Origin of the sequence: Streptomyces sp. NPDC056987 (genome assembly GCF_042673865.1) — a bacterium.
In the GTDB taxonomy this organism is placed as follows: domain Bacteria; phylum Actinomycetota; class Actinomycetes; order Streptomycetales; family Streptomycetaceae; genus Streptomyces.
Map to the genome: position 1 here is coordinate 25,608 of NZ_JBHURV010000035.1, position 23,052 is coordinate 48,659.

The window sequence follows — 23,052 nt, forward strand, 5'->3', positions numbered from 1 at the left end:
CGACGCGAGGTATCCCCGCGTCGCGGGAGAGTCTTCCCAGGGCCCTTCCAAAGGACAGTTCACGACCTACTTTCGTATGTTCCTGGGGAGCCCGTCGGCTTTTCGCGTCTCCTCCCGCGCGGCGTCGGTAAGTTGGCCGTCGCGCTGTTCGCTCCGCTTGTTCCCTGGAGAACTGTTGTCCCAGATACCTGTCAGCGACGTCGATCTCTACACCGAATCGGCGCGCATCGACCCGTACGACATCTATGCCGAGCTCCGGGCTCTCGGGCCTGTGGTGTACCTGTCCCGCTACGACCTCTACGCGTTGCCCCGTTACGACGAGGTGCGGGCGGCACTGATGGATTGGCAGACGTTCTCGTCGGCCCGTGGTGTGTTCGTGGACCCGGATGTGAACGCCCAGTTGGAGGGGATCACACTGTGCAGCGATCCGCCCGAGCACACGGCGATGCGCTCGGTGCTGGGGCGGCCGCTGCGGCCGGAACGGATGCGCGAGGTGACTCCGCGGATCGAGGCCGAGGCGGACCGGGTCGTCGAACGGGTCGTCGGCCAGGGCCGGTTCGAGGTCGTCACCGAACTGGCGGAGTACCTGCCCATGACCGTGGTGTCGGACCTGGTCGGACTGCCCGATCACGGACGGGAGAAGATGCTGGAGTGGGCCGCGGCCATCTGGAACACCCAGGGGCCCGCCGACGACCGGGCAGCCGCGGCGGGACCGGCCGTCGAGGAGTTCATGGCATTCGCCATGAAGGACGCCGTACCCGGGAAGATCGACCCCGACGGCTGGGCGGCGCAGCTCTACCAGGCCGCCGACCGGGGCGAGATCCCGCACGACAAGTGCCCCGTGATGATGCTCGACTACGTCACTCCCAGCCTGGACACGACCATCCTCGCGATCGCCAACGCGGTCGCGCTGTTCGCCCAGAACCCGGACCAGTGGGATCTGCTCCGCAAGGACCGCTCGTTGATTCCGCACGCGATCAACGAGTCGTTGCGCCTGGAGACCCCGGTGCCCCAGTTCACCCGGGTGCTCACCGAGGACCACGAGATCGGCGGAGTCCCGCTGGCCGCCGGCTCACGGGTCGCGCTGCTCTACGCCTCCGCCAACCGCGACGAGCGCCATTACCCGGACCCGACGCGCTTCGACATCACCCGCCGCCCCTCGGACCACCTTTCCTTCGGGCGGGGCGAGCACGTGTGCGTCGGGATGCACCTCGCCAGGCTGGAAATGAGCGCGTTGCTGGAGAGGCTCGCCGACCGGGTCGCCTGCTTCGAAATCCTCGAACGCCGACCGGTGATCAACAACGGGTTGCGCGGTCTCGACCACCTGGACGTGGCGATCGAACCCGTGGCCTGACGTAACGGTCACCTGCGCGGGGCGCCCGGACGGTCCGGCGGCCCGGCGGGAACTGGAATCGGCTCGACCGACCATGGCGGACCGGACGGTCGCGCCGGTGCCTCAGGGGCGGTTGGTCAGATAGCCCCCCATGGAGGTGAAGTACTCCGTCGCGGCCAGCTCCCGGCCGTCCTCGGTCCGTATGCGGGTGAGGGCCAGCCCGTGATTGCGGCCGGTGCGGGCGTCGGCGCCGGCGACGATCACCACCCCCTCGCCCTCGCGGTAGAAGATACGGCCGGGCGTACCGCCGTAGCGGTTCTGCGACACGACCGCGGCGAGGACCTCCAGGCGCTTGCCCTTGTGGAACGTGAAGGCGCTGGGATACGGCTCGGACTGGGCGCGGACCAGGCGGGCGAGGTCCTCCGCCGGCCAGCTCCAGTCGATGCGGATGTCCTCGGTGGACCGCTTGTGGAAGAAGCTCGCCCGGGAGCGGTCCTGCGGGGTGAACTCGGTCTGCCCGGCGGCGATGAGGCCGAGTGCGGCGATGGTGACCGGGGCGATGAGGTCGACGGTCTTGTGGAAGAGGTCCGTGGCGGTGTCCTCCGGTCCGACCGGGACCGCCTCCTGCCGGACGATGTCGCCCGCGTCGAGTTCGTCGTCCATCATGTGCGCGGTGACGCCCACTTCGGACTCGCCGTTGATCAGGGCCCAGATCAGCGGCGAGAAGCCGGCGTACTGGGGCAGCAGCGAGTCGTGGACGTTCAGTGTGCCGTGGCGCGGCAGGCCGAAGATGCGCGGAGGGATCCACGTCCGCCAGTTGTTGGCCACGATGATGTCCGGGTCGGCCTCCTTGAGGCGCTGGAACAGCTCTTCGTCGTCGGGGCGGTTGCGGATCAGTACGGGGACACCGTGCTCCTCGGCGAGATCGGCGACGGAGTCACTCCAGATTTTCTCGTACGCGTGTTCGCTCTTGGGGTGGGTCACGACCAGTACCACGTCGTGCTCGGACTCCAGGAGGGCGTGCAGGGTGCGGTGCCCCCAGGTCTGGTAACCGAACATGACCACCCGCATGGGCTTCCTCCTCGGAGCAGGAACAGATCGACAGCGAGTAAAGCAAGGCTTGCCTTAGTTGGCAACAGGGTGATTTCAAGCCCCGGTTGGCGGGCCTCCGGCGGCGGGACCGCCTATCGACAGGTGCGCGAAATGAGCTTAGGCTCACCTAAGTTCAGCTGGCTCGCTCCGTCGGCGTGCCCATCTTTCGTACCTTCCCTCACGCCTGACAGGCGGCTTCACCGCACGATGGGAGTGACATGTCACAGGTTCTTCCTGGCGACGCACCACAGGTCCACGACCTCATTGGCATCGGATTCGGCCCCTCCAACGTGGCCATGGCGATCGCGCTCACCGAGCACAACGCACACGTCGGCGGGGAGGAGCCGGTCACCGCCCGCTTCTTCGAGCAGCAGCCGAGTTTCGGCTGGCACCGTGGCATGCTGATCGACGACGCCACCATGCAGGTGTCCTTCCTCAAGGACCTGGTGACGCTCCGGAACCCGGCCAGCGAGTTCAGCTTCCTGTGCTACCTGCGGAGCAAGAACCGGTTGATCGACTTCATCAACCACAAGAGCCTCTTCCCGCTGCGGGTCGAGTTCCACGACTACTTCGAGTGGGCCGCGGCCAAGGTCGGCGACCTGGTCTCGTACGGCCACGAGGTCGTCTCCGTCACGCCCTTCGTCCACGACGGCGCCGTGGAGTACCTGGACGTGACCGTCCGGTCGGCAGAGGGCCTCGCCACCCACCGGGCCCGCAACCTCGTCATCGGCACCGGGCTGCGTCCGCTCATGCCGGAGGGCGTGGAGCGTGGCGACCGTATCTGGCACAACTCCGATCTGCTGAGCAAGGTCGACGACGTGGGCGATGGACCGGGGGACACCGAGCCCTCGCGGTTCATCGTCGTGGGCGCCGGGCAGAGCGCCGCCGAGAACGTCGCCTACCTGCACCGCCGGTTCCCCCGCGCCGAGATCTGCGCGGTCTTCTCCCGCTACGGTTACAGCCCCGCCGACGACAGCAGCTTCGCCAACCGGATCTTCGACCCCGGGGCGGTCGACGACTACTTCGCCGCGCCCGAGAGCGTCAAGAGCCGGCTGATGGCCTACCACGGCAACACCAACTACAGCGTGGTGGACATCGACCTGATCGACGACCTGTACCGGCAGATGTACCAGGAGAAAGTCCTCGGCACCGAGCGGCTGCGCTTTCTCAACGTGTCCCGGATCGCCGAGGTCGAGGAGACCCCCGGCGGTGTCCGTGCCACCGTGAAGTCCCTTGTCACCGGGGAGGAGACGCCCCTGGACGCCGACGTCGTGGTGTTCGCGACCGGGTACAGCCCGGCCGACCCCCTCGGCCTCCTCGGCGAGGTCGCCGACCGCTGCCTCCGCGACGACCAGGGCCGTGTCCGCGTCGAGCGTGACTACCGCATCGCGACCGAGCCCGGCCTGCGCTGCGGAATCTATCTCCAGGGCGGTACGGAGCACACGCACGGCATCACGACATCGCTGCTGTCCAACACCGCGATCCGGGTCGGCGAGATCCTGGACTCGCTGCTCGACCGGGGGGTCAAGTCCACCTCCGACGAGGCGAGGCCGCTCGCCGACGGCACCGCGCGCTGACACCGCGAACGGCAAGGTCGGACCAAAGGGATAACGTACGTCGACATGTTCACAACTGCGGTTGAGCACCGCGCGCCCGGAGGCCCAACAGCGGTGCGCCGGCGTCTGGTTGGGGGTCTGGGCGCGCTGGTGGTGATCCTCGTCGTCGTGGCGGTGGTGTCGTTGGCCGTCGGCGCGCGTGCGTTGAGCCCGGCCGAGGTCTGGCGCGGGCTCTTCGCCGTGCCCGATTCCGACCAGCGGCTCACCGAGATCAGGCTCATCGTACGGACGGTGCGGGTGCCCCGGACGGTGCTCGCGATCGTGGCGGGCGCCGCGCTGGGGGTCGGTGGCGCGCTGATCCAGGGGTACACACGGAACCCCATCGCCGACACGGGCCTGCTGGGGGTGAACTCCGGTGCCTCGTTCGCCGTGGTGTCGGTGATCGCCGTGTTCGGCTTCACCGACCCGTTCCAGTACGTCTGGTTCGCGTTCGTCGGGGCGGCGGTCGCCGGCGTCGTCGTGTTCGGCCTGGCGAGTATCGGCCGGGGTGCGGGCAACCCGCTGACACTGGCCCTGGCCGGGCAGGGGATCACGGTGTTCCTCATGGCGATGACCACGGCGGTGTCGCTGTCGGACCAGGCGTCGCTGAACGCGCTGCGGTTCTGGAACGCGGGCTCCGTGGCCGGTGCCGGATTCGACGTCATCGGGCCGGTGACCGTGTTCATCGCGGTCGGACTGGTGCTGGCACTGGTCACACTGCCCGCCCTCAACCTGCTCAACCTGGGCGACGACGTGGCGCGGGGGCTGGGCGTGAACATCGCGCTGAGCAGGACCGTCGGCATCGCCGCCATCACCCTGCTGGCGGGCGCGGCCACGGCGGCGTGCGGCCCCATCGCGTTCCTCGGCCTCATGGTCGCTCACATCGCCCGGTATCTGACCGGTCCTGACTACCGCTGGCTGGTGCCGTACGCGGGTCTGCTCGGCTCCGTCGTCCTGCTGGTCTGCGATATCGCGGGACGCCTGGTGGTGCGGCCGGGCGAGTTGGACGCGGGTGTGATGGTCGCCCTCCTCGGCGCCCCGTTCTTCGCGGTTCTGGTGTGGCGGGGAAAGTTCAAGAACTCGTGAACGGGACAGACGTGAACGGGACAGACGTGCAGCGGAACGGGACAGGTGGGACGTCATCGGCGGCGCCGGGCGTGCGATCGGTGGCGCCGGGCGTGCGGCTCGGCCCCGTGTCGTTCGTGTGGCGGCCCTGGCTCGTCCTGGTCACACTGCTGCTGACGGCCGTGACCTTCCTGGTGTTCTGCCTCTCGATCAGCGTCGGGGACTTCCCCGTCGGCCTGTCCCGGGTGATCGCCACGATCCTCGGCAGGGGCGAGCAGGTCGACGAGTTCGTGGTCATGGATCTGCGGATGCCGCGTGCCCTGGCCGGTCTCGTCGTGGGGATCTCGCTGGGGGTGTCGGGGGCGATCACGCAGTCCGTCGCGCGCAATCCGCTGGCCAGCCCGGACATCCTGGGGATCACCGGGGGAGCGAGCGCGGTCGCGGTGTTCCTGGTGACGGTGTCGGGCGGGACCGCCGCGGCGGTGGCCGGCTCGGTGGGGCTCTCCGCGGCGGCTCTCGCGGGAGGTCTCGGTACGGGGCTGCTGGTGTACTTCCTGGCGTGGCGGCGCGGCATCGAGGGTTTCCGGCTCGTCCTCATCGGCATCTCGGTGAGCGCCGTGACGCAGGCGATCACGACCTGGCTGCTGGTCTCGGCCGACATCAGGGACGTGGCCAGGGCTCAGGCGTGGCTGGTCGGCTCGCTGGACGACCGGTCGTGGGACGAGGTGGGGCTGGCGTTCTGGTGCACACTCGTCCTGACGGCCGTCGTGGCCGGTGCCGCGTTCCAGTTCAAGCCGATGCACCTCGGTGACGATGTCGCCGCGGGCCTGGGCGTCCGGTACACGAGGGTGCGGGCGATCCTGTTGCTGTGCGCGGTCCTGCTGGCCGCCGTGGCGGTGAGCGCGGCGGGCCCCGTTCCGTTCGTCGCGCTGGTGGCGCCGCAGGTGGCGATGCGTCTGGCGAAGTGCCCGACGCCGCCGATGCCGGCCTCGGGACTGGTGGGGGCGCTGCTGCTGATCGGCGCCGACCTGGTCGCGCGCACGGCGCTGCCGATCACTCTGCCCGTCGGTGTGGTCACCGCGGCGATCGGCGGCCCGTTCCTCGTCTACCTGCTGGTGCGGGCGAACCTCCGATAGATGGTAAGAAGGTAAGGCGAACCTAATCAAGGGGGGCTTGTGGCCGCTCAGTTCATCACCGAGGCCGGGTCCGGGGGCACGGACGTCGCACGGCTGGCAGCCAGGGGCGTCACGGTCGGGTACGGCGGCCGGGCGGTCATCGACGATCTCGACGTGGCGATACCGCCCGGTGTGATCACCACGATCATCGGGCCCAACGGCTGTGGGAAGTCGACCCTGTTGCGAACCCTGACGCGGCTGCTCAAGCCGGCCAGGGGGACGGTGGTGCTGGACGGCGAGGACATCGTCAGGCTCAGGACCAGGGACGTGGCGAAGAAGCTCGGTCTGCTGCCGCAATCGCCGGTCGCGCCCGAGGGGCTGACGGTGACGGATCTGGTCGCCCGGGGGCGCCATCCGCACCAGAGCTGGCTGCGCCAGTGGTCGTCGGACGACGCCGATGTCGTGGCGCGCGCCCTGGCCATGACCGGGGTGTCCGAGCTGGCCGACCGTCCGGTCGACTCGCTCTCCGGCGGACAGCGTCAGCGCGTCTGGATCTCGATGACCCTGGCGCAGGGCACCGATCTGCTGCTGCTGGACGAGCCGACCACGTATCTGGACCTGGCGCACGCGATCGACGTGCTCGACCTGGTGGACGACCTGCACGAGTCTGGGTGCACCGTGGTGATGGTGCTGCACGACCTCAACCTGGCCACGCGCTACAGCGACAACCTCGTCGTGATGCGGGAGGGATCGATCCTGGCGCAGGGCCACCCGCGGGACGTGATCACCACCGAGCTGCTGGACGAGGCGTTCGGGCTGCACGCCAAGGTGATTGACGACCCGGTGGGAGATCGGCCGCTCATCGTGCCGATCGGCCGCACGCACGTCCGGCCGGTCCTCTAGGGCCGCCGTAGGCCCGTACGCGATGCCGGCCGTGGTCCGCGAGCCTCCGGCCGCGGGCGCCGCCGGTCGGGTTTCATGCCCGCATGCGGGCCGGAGCCACCGGGCCGGCGCAGGGCGGTCACGGCGTGCACCCGGCTCGTACCTGACGGAGAAAAAAATCACAAGTTAGGCTAGGCTTGCCTCAGTTGATCGGGATAAGGTTTGGCTGCCCTTATACGGGGGCGCAGTGGATCGTGTGACAGCAAGGGATTCCGGATGCTTCTCCATCGAACGACTCTTGTGAAGCCCTGGCGGCGGCTGGCGGCGACCGTGTCCGCCGCGGCCCTGGGAGTCGGCCTCCTCGCGGGATGCGGTTCCGACACGCCGGACAAGGAGAGCGACAACGCCCCGGCAGCGGCTTCCGGCGCGTTCCCGGTCACCGTGGAGCACGTGTTCGGATCCACGGAGATCACCAAGGCTCCTCAGCGGGTCGTCTCCGTGGGGTACACCGATGACCAGGCCATCCTGGCGTTCGGCGTCAAACCGGTCGGCATGGTCGACCAGTACCCGAACCCGGCGGGCACGTCCCCCGACATCAACACCCAGTGGCCCTGGGTGAAGGACAAGTGGGGCGACACCCGTCCCGAGGTCATCATGAGCAACGGTGACGCGGGCCCCAACTACGAGAAGATCGCCGCCCTGCGGCCGGATCTGATCATCGCGGTGTACTCCGAGATCGACCAGGCCGGCTACGAGAAGCTCTCGAAGATCGCTCCGACGGTGGGCCGCACCAAGGGCGAGAAGGAGCCCTTCAGCGCGCCGTGGCAGGACAACGCGGTGCACATCGCCAAGGCGCTCGGCAAGGAGGACGAGGGTGCCGCGCTGGTGAAGGGCATCCAGGACAAGCTCGACACGGCTCGCAAGGCGCACCCCGAGTTCGCCGACCAGACCGCCGTCGTGCTGTCCTGGTACAAGGATTCGCTCGCGCCGTTCACCACCACCGACGTACGCGGGCGGCTGGTGACGGGCATCGGCTACCGGGGCGCCACGAAGATCGACGAGATCGCGGACGGCAAGTTCTTCACCGTGCTGTCCCCCGAGCGGGTCGACCTGGTCGACGTCGACCGGATCTTCGTGATCAACGACAAGGCGGACACGGCGGCACTGAAGAAGTTCGAGCTGTTCACCAACCTGTCCGCGGTCAAGAACGGCAAGGTCTCGTACCTGCTGGACAGCGAGGGTCCGGCGGTCGGCGCGGCCATGTCCCAGAGCACCCTGCTCTCCCTGCCGTACGCGATCGACGAGCTCGTCGCGTCGGTCGACCGGTGATGGCGGCCGGACTGTCCCGTCCCCGGCGCGAACCGGTCCTTGGGTGAGCGCCACCGACACGCGCGTCGCCTCGGCGAGCCTGCGCACGGCGACCGGGGGCGAGGCCACCCGATGGGTCACGGCACACTGCCGCCGGGCCCCCTGGCTGACGGCCTCCACGGTGCTCACCACGGTGGCCGGGGCGGCGCTCCAGGTGCTCCCCGTGCTCCTGCTGGGGCGGGTGGTCGACGGGGTGGTCGAGGGCGCGTCGCGCTCGGTGCTGGTCACGGTCGGGGTGGTGATGGGGGCCGCCGCACTGCTCGGCGCGGCGGCCACCGCGGTGTCGACGTACCTGATCGGGCGGCTGGGGGCGGATCTGCTCGCGCGGCTGCGGGAAGGTGCCGTCCGCGCGGTGCTGGGAATGCCGAGCGCGCGCGTCGAGCAGGTCGGCCGCGGTGATGTGCTCTCCCGGGTCGGTGACGACGTGGCGGTGCTCTCCAAGGGCATCCGGTCGGCCATCCCCACGGTCTTCTCGGCGGGGGTCCTGGTCGTCATCGCCACGGTCGGCATGTTCGGACTGGACTGGCGGCTCGGCCTGGCCGGGGCCGGCGCGCTGCCCGCGTACGGGCTCGCCCTGCGCTGGTATCTGCCCCGGTCCGCGCCGCTCTACCGGAAGCAGCGGGTGGCCCAGGCGGACCGCGCGCAGGCGTTGATCAGCGGCCTCAACGGGATCGACACGGTCCGGGCGTACGGTCTGGAGGACGCCGTCCGCGAGAAGGTCACCCTGGAGTCGTGGCGGGTGCGCGATCTCGGCGTCGAGGTGTTCCGGTTCTTCGGCCGGTTCGTCGGCAGGGAGAACCGCGCCGAGTTCATCGGGCTGGTCCTGATCCTCGTGGTGGGGTACGCCCTGCTGGAGGCCGGCGCCGCCAGCCTGGGCGAGGTGTCGGCGGCCCCGTTGATGTTCCACCGGCTGTTCACCCCGCTGGGCGCCATCATGTTCACCTTCGACGAGGCGCAGAAGTCGGGCGCGAGCCTCACCCGTCTGGTGGGGGTCCTGGGGGAGCCCGCCGAGGACCGGCTGGTGGGTGACGTGTCCGTCGCGGCGGCGGACGCCGGGCCGTACCCGGTGACGGTGGAGGGGCTGACCTTCACGTACCCCGGCGGCGAGGAACCGGTCCTGCGGCAGGTGAACCTGTCCATCCCGGCCGGAGGTTCGCTCGCCCTCGTGGGCGCGACGGGGGCGGGCAAGTCGACCCTCGCCGCGCTGATCGCCGGCATCGGGACCCCGGGGGCCGGGTCGGTGCGCATCGGGCCGCACGACCTCGCCGGTCTGGACGAGGCCGGGGCGCGGGCCCTGGTGAGCATCCTGACGCAGGAGACACATGTGTTCTCCGGGCCGCTCGCCGACGACCTGCGGCTCGCCGCGCCCGGCGCGAGCGACGCCCGGCTGATGGACGCGTTGCGCACGGTCGGCGCCGGCGGATGGGTCGAACTGCTGCCGGACGGGCTGAACACCCCGGTCGGCGAGGGCGGCGAGCGGCTGGACGTCACCAAGGTCGCCCAGATCGCCCTGGCCCGGCTGGTGTTGGGCCGCGCACCGGTGGTGGTGCTCGACGAGTCGACCGCCGAGGCGGGCAGTGAGGGCGCCGCCGAGCTGGAGCGGGCCGTGCTGGCCGCGTGCTCGGGCCGGACCACGCTCTTCGTGGCGCACCGGCTGACCCAGGCCATGGCGGCGGACCGGATCGCCGTGCTGGACGCGGGGCGCGTGGTGGAGGAAGGGACGCACGGGGAGTTGGTGGCTCTGGGCGGCCGGTACGCGCGGTTGTGGCGCGCCTGGCGAGAGGGCAGCGAACAGGGGAGTTAGGGAAACCTTAGTTTGGTTAGGCCGGCCTGTGTATCCCGGAAGGATGCTGAGTCTTCGATGACGGAACCGCGCGCTCCTCACGTACTGCTCTCTCCCGCCCAACTGGACGACGTACGCGGGCGGACCGGCGACTACGGCGACCGGACCATCGCCGAGGCGTGCGCCATCGGCCTGTCGTACTGGACGACGGGCCGGGGCCCCGACGGCATCGACCTCACGCCCGGCACGCTCTTCGCCGACCTCCTCGGATGGGTCGACAACGGCGGTGCGGGGAACGGGGACTGGCAGGTCGGCGTCGGCGCCGACGGCCTGAGTATCACCGTCCCCGACGGCGTCGCGCAGGACGAGGCCCAGCTCGCGCTGGACGACCTCGCCGACTTCCCGGACCGGCCCATCGGCACCATCGCGCCGTCGGGCACGGCGGCGAGGAGGGAAGCCCTGGCCCGGTGGAACGACACCCGGGCCGACCGGATCCGCCCGACCGTCATGGAGATGTTCCAGGAGCAGGCGCGCACCCGGCCCGACGCCGTCGCCCTCGTCGACGAGCGCCGGTCGCTGACCTACCGTGAGGTGGCCGCACACTCCGCCCAGTTGGCCCACCACCTGATCGAACGCGGACTCACCCCCGAACAGGTCGTCGGCATCTCGCTGGACCGCTCCGCCGACATGGTCATCGGGCTCCTCGCCGTGCTCCAGGCGAAGTGCGCGTTCGTACCGCTCGACCCGCAGTGGCCCGCCGCGCGCCGGGCCGTCGTCATCGAGGACGCCCGGGTCGTCCTGCAGCTCAACAACTCGGGCGAACACACCACGCACGAACCGAGCCCGGTGGCCGTCGATCTCGGCGACTGGAAGTTCGGCGCCTACCCCGCCGAGGCACCCGAGGCAACGGTCCCCGGCACCGCCCTGGCCTACGTGATCTTCACATCCGGTTCGACCGGACGGCCCAAGGGCGCCATGATCCGCCACGAGGCGATCAGCGAGCGCCTGATATGGCAGGTCGAGGAGATCCTGCGGTTCGGCCACGACGACGCCTCGCTGTTCAAGGCGCCGCTGTCCTTCGACATCTCCATCAACGAGATCTTCCTGCCGCTGGTCTCCGGCGGGCGGCTGGTGGTCCTGCGGCCCGGCGGTGAACGCGACCCGCACCACCTGATCAGTGTGATCGCCGAACAGCGCGTCACCTTCACCTACCTGGTGTCGTCCATGCTCGACGTGCTGCTGGAGATCGTGGGCGACTCCGGCCGCCTGGCCAGCCTGCGGCACGTCTGGTGCGGTGGCGAGGTGCTGACACCGGAGCTGTACGAGCGGTTCCGTACCCAGCTCGACATCACCCTGTACCACGGCTACGGCCCGGCCGAGACGACCATCGGGGTCTCCCACGTCATCTACCGGGGCGCGGCCGAACGCCTGTCGACGTCGATCGGCAGGGCCAACCCCAACACTCAGCTGTACGTGCTGGACGGCGAACTGCGCCCGGTCCCGGTCGGAGTCGGCGGCGAACTGTACGCGGGAGGAATCCTCCTGGGGCGCGGATACGTCAACGCGCCCGGCCTGACGGCCTCCCGGTTCGTGGCGAACCCCTTCGCCGACGACGGGTCCCGGCTCTACCGCACCGGTGACCTGGCGCGCTTCGCCCCGGACGGGTCGCTGGACTTCCTCGGCCGCGCCGACAACCAGATCAAGATCCGCGGCATGCGGCTGGAGATCGAGGACGTCGAGATCGGCCTCGCGGAGCACCCCGGGGTGCGGTACACCTGCGTCGTCGCGAAGCAGAACACGGCGGGCGGCACCTACCTCGTCGGGTACGTGATCCCGGCGGCCGGCCACGAGGACCTGCGGGCGGACGAGGTCATGGCATGGGCCGCACAGCACATGGTGGAGTACATGGTGCCCACCCATCTCGTCGTGATGCAGCGCTTCCCGCTCACCGAGAACGGCAAGCTCGACCGCAAGGCCCTGCCGGAACCCGTGGTGGGCACCGGTTCCTTCGTGGCTCCCGCCACCGACGAGGAGCAGGCGGTGTGCGCGGCCGTCGCGGCGGTGCTCCGCCTGGAACAGGTCGGTGTCGACCAGGACTTCTTCCAGCTCGGCGGCGACAGCCTGCTGGCGATCTCCCTGCTGAGCGCGTTGCGGGACGCGGGCCTCTACGTCACCGCACGGCAGATCTTCACGCACAGCGGGCTCGGGGCGCTGGCCGCGGTGGCGAGCCGGGAAGACGTCTCCACCGCGGACGACGGAGACGTCGGGACCGGTTCCGTCGTGGGGTCCCCCATCGTGCAGTGGCTCGGCCGAACCACGGACGCCATTGACGGCTTCGTACAGTCGGTCGTACTGAACACACCGGCGGAGCTGACCCCGGACGCGCTCGACGCGATCCTCGCCGCCCTTCTGGGGCGGCACGACATGCTGCGCGCCCGGCTGGTGCGCGGCGACCGCTGGAGCTTCGACATCCCCCTGCCCGGCCGGGCCGTCGTGGAGTGGCAGGAGAGCGACCGCCCCACCGAGGAGTGTGTGGCGCTCGCCACCGAAGGGCTCGACCCGGACAACGGCGTGATGCTGCGCGCCGTGTGGCGCCGCGCGGCGCGGCAACTGGTCCTGGTCGCCCACCACATCGTGATCGACGGTGTGTCCTGGCGGATCCTGATGGACGACCTGGCCACGGCATGGCGCCAGTTCGCCGCGGGTACGGCGATCGAACTGCCCGTCGTGGGAACGTCGTTCCGGCGCTGGACGCAGCTGCTGGGCCGCGTGGCACACGACGCGGACCGCGCCTGGACCGAGCGCCCCCTGCCCGGAGCGGACGCACCGCTGGGCAGGCGTGCCCTGACCGAGGCCGACACCGTCGCCCGGGAGCGGACGCGGAACGTCCGTCTCGGGGCGGAGGAGACGGCCGCCCTGCTGGGCGGGGTCCCCGCCATGTTCCACGCGGGCGTCAACGACGTACTGCTGACCGGGCTCGCGGTCGCTCTCGCCCGGTGGCGCCGCGACCACGGACAGGACCAGACGTTCGCCCACATCGAACTGGAGGGCCACGGCCGCGAGGCACGGTACGTGGCGGACGCCGTCGGCTTCGAGCCCGAACTGTCGCGTACCGTGGGCTGGTTCACCACCCTCTTCCCGGTGGCCGTGGACCCTGGCGCGGCGGCCGATCTCACCGCGCCGGCGTATCTGGCCGCCGCCCTCAAGGCGGTCAAGGAGGACCTCGCCGGGGTGCCGGGCAACGGTGTCCCCTACGGGGCCCTGCGCTATCTGACCGACAACGGGCCGACCGACAGCGGGCCGACCGGACCCGCACCGCAGGTGTTGTTCAACTACCTCGGCCGCTTCGACGCGGGCACCTCCGAGGAGTGGCAGCTCGCGGGCGCCACAGGGCAGTTGGGGGAGAAGCGCGACCCGAGGATGTGCCTGCCGCGCGCCCTGGAGTTCAACGCGATCGCCGAACCCGACGCGAGCGGCGCCTACGAACTGGTCACCACCATCTCGTGGCCCGAGGGGATGTTCACCGACGAGGACATCACCACCCTCGGCCGGTACTTCCAGGACACCCTGACCGCCCTGGCCGCGCTCGGCGAAGGCGGCCACTCTCCCAGCGACTTCGCCCTGGTACGGCTCACCCAGGCCGATGTCGACGCCCTGGACGGCCCGGCGCTGCGGGACATCCTGCCGCTCACCCCGTTGCAGGAAGGGCTGTACTTCCACTCGGTCTTCGACGACGACACGACGGGCAGCTATGTCGAGCAGCAACTGCTGACACTGACCGGCGACGTGGACGCCGGCCGGCTCGCGGCGGCGGCCACCCGGCTGCTCACGCTCTACCCCAACCTGGCCGCCCGGTTCACGGCCCTCGCCGACGGCCGGGTCGTCTCCGTCGTCGAGAGCGGTGTGGTGGCGCCCTTCACCACGCTGGACCGCCCCTCCCTCACCGACGACGAGCTCCACGCGCTCGCGGAGCGGGACCGCCGCGCCGGGTTCGACCTGGCCACGGGGCCGTTGATGCGCTACACACTGATCCGCACGGGATCCGGCCGTCACGTCCTGGTGCAGACCGTGCACCACATCGTCGCCGACGGCTGGTCGGTGCCGCCGATGCTCCGCGCGCTGCTGGCCGAGTACCACACGCCGGGAAGCGTGCATCCGCTCGGCGGTTTCCGCGACTACGTGAGCTGGCTCGCCCGGCGCGACCACGACGAGAGCGACCGGGTGTGGCGCGGCGAACTCGCCGGTCTGCCCGGACCCTCGCTGGTCGCCGAGGGACACACTCCCTCCGAACGGTTCGCGGAGACCGGCGTCGACCTCATGGACGGGGTCGCCGGCGGCGCTGGTCTCGACGGACCCGCCGGTCTCCCCGGATCCGCCCGCCCCACCGACCTCGACGCGGCCGTGCGGTCGGCCGGTGTGCCCCTGAGCGTGGCCGTGCACAGCGCGTGGGCGCTGACGCTGGGCGGCATCCTGCACGCCAGGGACGTCGTGTTCGGTTCCACGGTGTCCGGGCGCGACGCCGGGGTGCCCGGCATCGAGGACATGGTGGGCCTGTTCATCAACACGATCCCCGTGCGCGCCCGGTGGACCGACGGCACCACGGCGGCTGAGCTGCTCGCCTCGGTGAAGGAACACCAGAGCACGGTGCTCGCGCACCAGCATGTCTCACTGGCCCGGATCGGCCGACAGGTTGGCGCCGGCGCCCTGTTCGACACCCTGGTGGTGTTCGACGTCGCGACCGACGTGGACACCCTGCGCGGTCCCGACGACCAGGTGGCCATCACCGGCATCGTCAACGAGGGTGCCCCGCACTACCCGTTGACGCTGGTGGTGGAGCGCGCCACGGACGGTCGGCCGCGCTTCAACCTCATCCACGACGGGCAACTGCTGCGCCGGGAGAGCGCGGAGGCGATCCTGCGCACCTTCACCCGGACTCTCACTCGACTCCTCGACCGGCCGGACGCCCCGGTCTGCGGGCCGGCGCCCGGGGACGACCGGCGCCCTGCGCCGATCGCCCCGGCGACCCTGGGTGAACTCCTCGACGCCGCCGTACGCCGTGAACCGGGGGCCACCGCTGTCACCCAGTGCGCCCTCGACGGCGGTACCCGCTCCCTGACCTACGGTGAACTGGCCGCTGCCAAGGACGAGTTGGCCGCCGTCCTGTGTGCGGCGGGGGTCGGGCCCGGCAAGCGGGTCGCCGTCGCCGTCCCGCGCTCCCTCGAACAGGTCGTCGCCCTGACCGGGGTCGTCACGGCGGGCGGCGCGTACGTACCGCTGGACCTGGCGTACCCGGACGAACGGCTGGAGTACATCCTCACCGACGCCGCCCCGCAGGTCGTCCTCGTGGACCGTGACCAGCGGGACCGCTTCACCCGGCTGCTGTCCCGGACCGGCGTACCGGCCCGCCTGCTCGTCCAGGGCGACGAACTGCCGCAGGCGGACAGCGCCGGGCCCGGGGCCGGTTGGGACGACCCCGCGTACGTGATCTACACCTCCGGCTCGACCGGCCGGCCCAAGGGCGTCGTCGTACCGCACTCCGCCGTGGTGACCCTGCTCGCGCACACCCGGCCGGGCATGGGGTTCGGCCCGCAGGACGTATGGGTCCAGTTCCACTCCTTCTCCTTCGACTTCGCCGTCTGGGAGCTGTGGGGCGCGCTGGTGCACGGCGGCGAGCTGCTCGTACCGGAGTACGCCCTGACCCGCTCCCCGGTCGACTTCCACCGGCTGGTCCGCGAGCGCGGGGTGACCGTGCTCAACCAGACACCGTCCGCGTTCTACCAGTTCATCGAGGCCGACCGGCACGCCGGCGCACCGGTCACGGCGCTGCGCAGGATCATCTTCGGAGGCGAGGCACTGGACCTCGGGCGGCTGCGCGGCTGGGTGGAGCGGTACGGCACCGGTTCGCCCGAGCTGGTCAACATGTACGGCATCACCGAGACCACCGTCCATGTCACCCACCGGGTACTGACCGACGAGGACTTCGGCCCCGCCGGCGACGTCAGCCCGATCGGCGGCGCCCTTCCCGGGCTGGTCACCCATCTGCTCGACGACCGGCTCCGGCCGGTCCCGCCGGGCCGGGTGGGCGCCATCTACGTCGCCGGCGACCAGGTGTCGCTCGGCTATCTGGGCCGGCCGGGGCTCACCGCGGGCCGGTTCGTGGCGAACCCGTTCGCGGCGGACGGCTCCCGCATATACCACACGGGCGACCTGGCCCACCGTACCCTCGACGGCGAACTGGTCTTCGCCGGCCGTGCCGACGACCAGGTGCAGCTCAAGGGGTTCCGCGTCGAACTCGGCGAGGTGGAGGCCGCGATCCGGGAACTCGACGGTGTCGTCGACGCGGCCGTCACCGTGGCGGACAGCGGCGACCACCTCGTCGGGCACCTCGTGGGCCGGGTGCCCGGCGATGTGACCGCCCTGCTGTCCGCCACACTGCCCGCGCACATGGTGCCGGGCCGGGTGCTGGCGGTCGACGCCCTGCCGCTGACGGTCAACGGCAAACTGGACCGCAGGGCGCTCACCGAGCGCGCCGCGCGCGACGACACCCCGGTGGCCGCGAGCGACTCCGTACTCACCGCACTGGTCGACATCTTCGCCCGGACGCTGCCCGGCACCGCCGTGGACGCCGACACCGATTTCTTCGGCGCCGGAGGCGACAGCATCGTCGCCATCGCCGTGATCAACCGGGCCAGGGCGCTCGGACTGCCGATCACCCCCCGGGACGTGTTCCTGTGGAAGACACCGCGCGCCCTCGCCGGCCACCTGGGCACGCGCACCCCGCAGCAGGTGGCGTCCGCGCCGGCCCGCCGTGCGGACGGCCCGCTGCCGACGACACCCATCATCCTGCGCCGGCGCGAACTGGGCGGCTCGCTCGCCCGGTTCGCCCAGGCCAGGACTCTGGTGGCGGCCGAGGGCACCGGTCTCGCCGACGTCCGGCGCGCCGCCAACGCCGTCGTGGCCGCCCACCCGGCCCTCCGGCTGCGGCTGCGCGTCGAGCACGGTGTGTGGGCCCTGTCCACCGGCCCCGCCCGCGAGGTCACCGTCACCCCGACCGATGTCACCGACGCGACCGCCGCGGCGAACGAGGCCGCGGGACGGCTCGATCCCGCGTCCGGAGACGTCATCGCGTTCTCCTGGCTGGCGGCGAGCCGCACCCTGGTGGTCACCGTGCACCACCTCGCCGTCGACACGGTGTCCTGGCTGGTCCTCCTCGACGACCTGGCCACCGCCCTGAGCGGCGCCCCGCTGCCACCGCCGACCACGTCCTACGCGGAGTACGCCGAGGCACTGGCGGTGCGGTCCGCCCAGGAGACCGACGGCCTCGGACACTGGATCACCACGCTTCAGGCCCCCGCGCCGCTGCCCGCGCCCCCGGACCCGCGCGAGACCACGGACCCGCGCGAGAACCAGGGCCTGCGCGAGAACCAGGGCCTGCGCGAGACCACGGTCGTGCTCGCGCCCGGGGTGAGCGACCTGGTGACGCGCGGGGCGCCCGCCGCACTCGGCGTGGGGCTCACCGAGTTGCTGTGCGGCGCGCTGCGCACCGCGCTGACCCACGTGCAGCCCACGCCCACCGATCTCGCGGTCGACCTGGAGCGGCACGGCCGGTTCCCGGCGCTGGACCACCACGACTACAGCCGCACCATCGGCTGGTTCACCTCCATCGCACCGGTGCGGCTCACCGCGCACACCGACCCCGTCGCGGCGGCGCGCGAGGTCGCGGAACGCCAGCCGGACCAGGCCGGGCACGTCGCCTACGGCCTGCTCAGGTACCTCAACCCGCAGACGGCCCCGCTGCTGACCGCCCGCCCGCAGGTGCTCTTCAACTACCTGGGCCGGGGCGGCGAGTCCCACGCGCCGCACCTCACCGGCGGCGACCAGGGCAGCCCGTACGCCGTCGAGGTCAACGCCTGGACCGACGACACCACCGGCAGCCTGCACGCGGCCTTCACCCTCGCCGCGGGCATACCCGACGAGATCACCGAACACTGGCGCCGCGCACTGGAGCAGATCGCGGCCGCCTGCGCGACGGCCGAACGCACGGCACCGACCACCCCGCTCCAGCGGGGCCTGTTCTTCCAGGCCCAACTGGCGGGCCCGACCGGTCACTACGTCGCACAGAGCTACTTCACCTTCGACCGGCGCCTGGACACCGAGGCGCTGGGCGAGGCGATGGCGTACGTGATCGGGCGCCACCCGGCCGTGGGCGCCGGCTTCACCACCGACGACGACGGAAACCCGGTCCAGGTCCTCAAAGCGGGCCGGCGGGTCGCGGTGCGCACCCTCCGGCCGACGACGGACGCCGAGGTCGAGGCCCTGCGCACCCGGGACCGCGCGACGGGATTCGACCCGGGCGAGCCGCCGCTGATCCGGCTGACCGTGCTCCGGCTGCCCGACGGCCGGGACGGCCTGCTGCTCAGCTACCACCTGCTGCTCTGGGACGGCTGGTCCCGCGAGATCCTGTTGCGGGACCTCTTCGACGCCTATCAGGCCCTCGTCACGGGCGAACCGCTGGACGCGGCCCCGGCCACGCCGGGCTTCGAGGACTACGCCCGGATGCTGGACGCCAAGGACCCGGCGGTGTCGCACCGCTTCTGGGCGGAGCACCTGGCCGGGCTGCCAGGTCCGACCCTGCTCGCCGGTCCGGCCCCGTACCTCACCGACGATCTGCCGCGCGCCCTTACGCACACACTCTCCGCCGAACTGTCGGACCTGCTGCGGGACGCGGCCAAGGCACACGGCGTCACGCTGAACACGGTGCTGACCGGCGCGTTCGGCCTCCTCCTCGGCGCCCGCACGGGCCGCGCCGACGCCGTGTTCGGGGTGACCGTCTCGGGCCGGGAGGGCGAGGGCCACTCCGGCATCGTCGGTGTGCTGCTCAACACGGTGCCCCTGTGGACGCGGGCCCGGCCCGGCGACACGGCCGGCGCGTACCTCTCGGCGGTCCAGGCGGCCCGGGTCGAGGCGATGGACCACGAGCACGTGGGGCTCGGCGAGATCCAGCGGGCCAGTGGGCACGACACCCTGTTCGACAACCTGTTCGTGCTCCAGAACTTCCTGGACCTGGACGCGTTCGCCGCGATGAACACCCGGCACGGCATCACCTCGGTCCAGGCCGACGACTCCACGCACTACCCGTTCACCTGGGTCGTCACGCCCGGCGAGCGGCTCACGGTCAAGCTGGAGCACCGCGACGACGACCCCGCGGGCGCCCGCCGTCTCCTCGACGACTACCTGCGCGTGCTGGAGGAACTGGCCCGGTCGACGGGGCAGTTGGGCGCCCTGCCGGGGCTGGGCACCGATCCCGGGCCCGCCGGACACACCGACATCGGCACCGACACCGTCGTCGACCGCTTCGACCGGGCCGCGGACCGCGACCCGCGGCGGGTCGCGCTCGTCGCCCACGGCTCCACCCTGTCCTTCGCCGAACTCCAGGACCGCAGCCGCGCGGTGGCGGGGGTGCTCGCCCTGCGCGGCATCGGCCCCGAGACGACCGTGGGCCTGGCGATCCCGCGCTCCCTCGACTCGATCGTGGCGCTGTTCGCCGTGCTGCGTGTCGGCGCCGCGTACGTCCCGCTGGAACTGGACCACCCGGACGAGCGGATCGCGGCCATCGTCGCGGACGCCCGGCCCGAGGTGATCCTCACCGTGAGCGCCGTGTCGCCCCGGCTGAGCGGCGACCTGATCGAACTGGACCGCCCGCTGCCCGAGGCCGAGCCGTACCGGACGTTCGCCCCCGACGACCCGGACCGCCTGCGGCACCCCGCGTACACGATCTACACCTCCGGCTCGACCGGGCGGCCCAAGGGCGTGGTGACCGAGTACGCCGGACTCACCAACATGCTGATCAACCACCAGCGGCGGATCTTCGAACCGGTCCTCGCCGAGCACGGCCACCGGACCTTCAGAATCGCGCACACCGTCTCGTTCGCCTTCGACATGTCGTGGGAGGAGCTGCTGTGGCTCGCCGACGGCCACGAGGTCCACATCTGCGACGAGGAACTGCGCCGCGACGCCCCCCGGCTGGTCGAGTACTGCCTCGACCACGGGATCGACGTCATCAACGTGACCCCCACCTACGCGCAGCAACTCGTGGCCGAGGGCCTGCTCGACCACCCCGCACGGCGTCCCGCACTGGTGCTGCTGGGCGGCGAGGCGGTCACCCCGACGCTGTGGCGGCGGCTCGCCGAGACCGAGGGGACCGTCGGCTACAACCTGTACGGGCCCACCGAGTACACCATCAACACCCTCGGCGTCGGCACCTTCGAATGCCAGGACCCGGTGGTGGGCGTGGCCATCGACAACACCGAGGTGTACGTACTGGACCCGTGGCTGCGGCTGCTGCCCGACGGGGTCCCCGGTGAGCTGTACGTGGCGGGCATCGGCATCGCGCGCGGCTACCTCGGGCAGAGCGCCCGGACCGCGCACCGCTTCGTCGCCTGCCCGTTCGGCGCACCCGGCGCGCGCATGTACCGCACCGGGGACCTGGTGTCCCGCCGGCCCGACGGGAACCTCAGCTACCTGGGCCGCACCGACCAGCAGGTCAAGATCCGCGGGCACCGGGTCGAACCCGGCGAGGTCGAGGCGGCGTTCGCGGCGCACCCGGCGGTGCGGTTCGCCGCCGCGGTCGCCCAGCCCGATCCGGGGGTCGACGGCGCGTACCGGCTGGCCGCCTATCTCGTGCTGGAGGGCGCCGACCTGGCACGGGTCGCCGGGGAGGTGGGCGCCGGGCTGCCGGACTTCCTGCGCCCGACGCACTTCGCCCAGGTCGACAGCATCCCGCTGACCGTGAACGGAAAGGCCGACACCAAGGCGCTGCCGGAGGCCAGGCCGCTCGGCGCGCTGACCACGGCCGGCGAACGCGGCCCGGAGACCGAGACCGAGACCCTGGTCTGCGAGTTCTTCGCCGAGGCACTCGACCTGGATGACGACGAGGTGAGCGCGGTGAGCGACTTCGTGTCCCTGGGCGGGCACTCCATGCTGGCGGTGCGGCTGACCGGGCTGCTCCGCCGGGAGTACGGTCCCGTGATCACGATCCGTGATCTCTTCACCCTGCGAACCCCGGAAGCGATTGCCCGCCATCTTGATGAAAACATCTGACACGCGCCGGCCCCGACCGGGGTCGGACATCCTGCGGACCGCGCTGCGCGGCAACGTCGGCGCCATGGTCCAGGGCACCGTCCTCATGGGCCTGTACCAGGCGGGGGAGACCGCCTTCCCCATCGCGCTCGGCCTGATCGTGGAGCACACCATGCGCGACCGGAGCCTGGGCGCGCTCGGCCTGTCGATCGCCGCGCTGGCCGTGATCATCACGACGGTGTCGCTGTCGTGGCGGTTCGGGATGCGCGTCCTGCAGAAGGCCAACACGACCGAGGCGCACCGCTGGCGGGTGCGGGTCGCCGCCTGCGGGCTCCAGCCGGTGGCCAGGGACGTCGACCTGAAATCCGGTGAGGTGCTGACCATCGCCACCGAGGACGCCGACCAGACCGCCGACATCATCGAGGTGGTGCCGCTGCTGATCAGCTCCCTGGTCGCGGTGGTGGTCGCGGCGGTGGCGCTGGGGCTGGCCGACATCCGGCTCGGCCTGCTGGTGATCGTGGGGACCGTCGCGATCCTCTCGGTGCTGGCCGTCATGTCCCGGCGGATCGGCGCCAGTACCCGCGAACAGCAGGCCCGGGTGGCGCGGGCGGGCGCCAAGGTCGCCGACCTGATCACCGGCCTGCGCCCGCTGCACGGTTTCGGCGGCAACCACGCGGCGTTCGGCTCCTACCGAGAGGTCAGCACGGACGCGAAGCGCCAGGCGATCACCGTCGCCAAGGTGAACGGCGCGTACGCGGGCACCGCGCTGGCCCTCAACGCGGTCCTCGCCGCCGCCGTCTCCCTGACGGCGGGCTGGCTGGCGTTCGAAGGCCGGATCACCATCGGGGAACTGGTCATGGCGGTGGGCCTCGCGCAGTTCATCATCGAACCGCTCAAGATGTTCTCGGAGATGCCCAAGTACGTGATGATGGCGCGCGCTTCGGCCGAGCGGATGGCGCTGGTGCTCGCCGCCCCGCCGGTGACGACCCCGGGGCCGCTGCGCCCGGTCCCGGGCGGAGACCTCGCGGTCGACCGTGTCCGGTACGGGGCGCTGCGCGGGCTGAAGTTCGAGGTGGCTGCCGGGGAGTTCGTGGCGATCGCCGCCTACCAGCCGCGCGCGGCGGCCGACCTCGCGTCGGTCCTCGCGGTGAACGTCGCGCCCGGCGCGTACGAGGGAGTGGTACGGGTCGGCGGACAGCCGATCGCGGACCTGACGATCGAGTCGGTCCGCGCGCACATGCTGGTCAACCCGTACGACGGGGAGATCTTCGCGGGCACCCTCCGCACGAACATCGACCCGTCGGGCACCAGCGGCACGCTTCCCGAGGCCGTCGAGGCGTCCATGCTGACCGATGTCGTCGCCCTCCACCGCGACGGGCTGGACTACGCGGTGCGCGACCGCGGGGCGAATCTGTCCGGGGGGCAGCGGCAGCGGCTGTCGCTGGCCCGCGCGCTGGCCGCCGACACCGACGTGCTGGTCCTGCACGACCCGACGACGGCCGTCGACGCGGTCACCGAGCAACTCGTCGCGCGCAACGTCGCCAAGCTGCGCCGCGGCCGCACCACACTCGTGATCACCAGCAGCCCGGCCCTCCTGGACGCCGCCGACCGGGTGCTCGTCCTGGACGACGGCGTCGTCACCGCGGAGGGCACCCACCGCAACCTCCTCGCCGGTGACGCGGACTACTGCCGGGCCGTGGCCCGGTGAGGCGCCGGACGGCGGTTACGGAGACGTGCCCG

The 23,052-nt window shown here is 71.4% G+C and carries 10 protein-coding genes; 9 read left to right on the forward strand and 1 reads right to left on the reverse strand.

Annotation, left to right across the window (positions count from 1 at the left end; all coding sequences use genetic code 11):
* Window positions 1-175: 175 nt before the first annotated feature.
* On the forward strand, window positions 176-1,354 hold the full coding sequence (locus tag ACFTZC_RS31800) for a cytochrome P450 (protein WP_382895568.1): 1,179 nt from the start codon (window positions 176-178) through the stop codon (window positions 1,352-1,354).
* A 102-nt stretch (window positions 1,355-1,456) separates the two neighbouring features.
* Here ACFTZC_RS31800 and ACFTZC_RS31805 read toward each other — a convergent pair whose 3' ends face one another.
* Entirely contained in the window at window positions 1,457-2,404 is a 948-nt protein-coding gene (locus ACFTZC_RS31805; RefSeq protein ID WP_382895570.1) for a methionyl-tRNA formyltransferase, read from the reverse strand.
* Window positions 2,405-2,643: 239 nt separating this feature from the next.
* Here ACFTZC_RS31805 and ACFTZC_RS31810 point away from each other — a divergent pair, with 239 nt between their 5' ends.
* The 8 genes from ACFTZC_RS31810 (at window position 2,644) to ACFTZC_RS31845 (ending at window position 23,020) form a co-directional block, all read left to right on the forward strand.
* Complete coding sequence (locus ACFTZC_RS31810; RefSeq protein WP_382895572.1) at window positions 2,644-4,002, forward strand: lysine N(6)-hydroxylase/L-ornithine N(5)-oxygenase family protein; 1,359 nt, start codon at window positions 2,644-2,646, stop codon at window positions 4,000-4,002.
* A gap of 45 nt (window positions 4,003-4,047) precedes the next feature.
* A complete protein-coding gene (locus tag ACFTZC_RS31815; RefSeq protein ID WP_382895574.1) occupies window positions 4,048-5,106 on the forward strand; it encodes a FecCD family ABC transporter permease in 1,059 nt (352 codons plus the stop codon).
* 11 nt (window positions 5,107-5,117) lie between these two features.
* Window positions 5,118-6,221: a FecCD family ABC transporter permease gene (locus ACFTZC_RS31820; protein ID WP_382895576.1), complete on the forward strand. Its 1,104-nt coding sequence runs from the start codon at window positions 5,118-5,120 to the stop codon at window positions 6,219-6,221.
* Window positions 6,222-6,260: 39 nt separating this feature from the next.
* Complete coding sequence (locus tag ACFTZC_RS31825; protein WP_382895578.1) at window positions 6,261-7,103, forward strand: ABC transporter ATP-binding protein; 843 nt, start codon at window positions 6,261-6,263, stop codon at window positions 7,101-7,103.
* Window positions 7,104-7,358: 255 nt separating this feature from the next.
* Window positions 7,359-8,411 carry an iron-siderophore ABC transporter substrate-binding protein gene (locus tag ACFTZC_RS31830; RefSeq protein WP_382895580.1) on the forward strand — a complete coding sequence of 351 codons (1,053 nt, stop codon included), beginning with the start codon at window positions 7,359-7,361 and terminating at the stop codon, window positions 8,409-8,411.
* A 43-nt stretch (window positions 8,412-8,454) separates the two neighbouring features.
* Entirely contained in the window at window positions 8,455-10,254 is a 1,800-nt protein-coding gene (locus ACFTZC_RS31835; RefSeq protein WP_382895581.1) for an ABC transporter ATP-binding protein, read from the forward strand.
* Between the two features lie 57 nt (window positions 10,255-10,311).
* Entirely contained in the window at window positions 10,312-21,333 is an 11,022-nt protein-coding gene (locus ACFTZC_RS31840) for an amino acid adenylation domain-containing protein (protein ID WP_382895583.1), read from the forward strand.
* Entirely contained in the window at window positions 21,320-23,020 is a 1,701-nt protein-coding gene (locus ACFTZC_RS31845) for an ABC transporter ATP-binding protein (RefSeq protein ID WP_382895585.1), read from the forward strand. The genes ACFTZC_RS31840 and ACFTZC_RS31845 overlap by 14 nt, the downstream gene beginning before the upstream one ends.
* Window positions 23,021-23,052 lie beyond the last annotated feature (32 nt).

Bases quoted from the DNA above. Each gene is read 5' to 3' on its own strand.
- ACFTZC_RS31805 (WP_382895570.1), bottom strand. From the start codon at position 2,404: ATGCGGGTGGTCATGTTCGGTTACCAGACCTGGGGGCACCGCACCCTG.
- ACFTZC_RS31810 (WP_382895572.1), top strand. From the start codon at position 2,644: ATGTCACAGGTTCTTCCTGGCGACGCACCACAGGTCCACGACCTCATT.
- ACFTZC_RS31815 (WP_382895574.1), top strand. From the start codon at position 4,048: ATGTTCACAACTGCGGTTGAGCACCGCGCGCCCGGAGGCCCAACAGCG.
- ACFTZC_RS31830 (WP_382895580.1), top strand. From the start codon at position 7,359: ATGCTTCTCCATCGAACGACTCTTGTGAAGCCCTGGCGGCGGCTGGCG.
- ACFTZC_RS31840 (WP_382895583.1), top strand. From the start codon at position 10,312: ATGACGGAACCGCGCGCTCCTCACGTACTGCTCTCTCCCGCCCAACTG.
- ACFTZC_RS31845 (WP_382895585.1), top strand. From the start codon at position 21,320: ATGAAAACATCTGACACGCGCCGGCCCCGACCGGGGTCGGACATCCTG.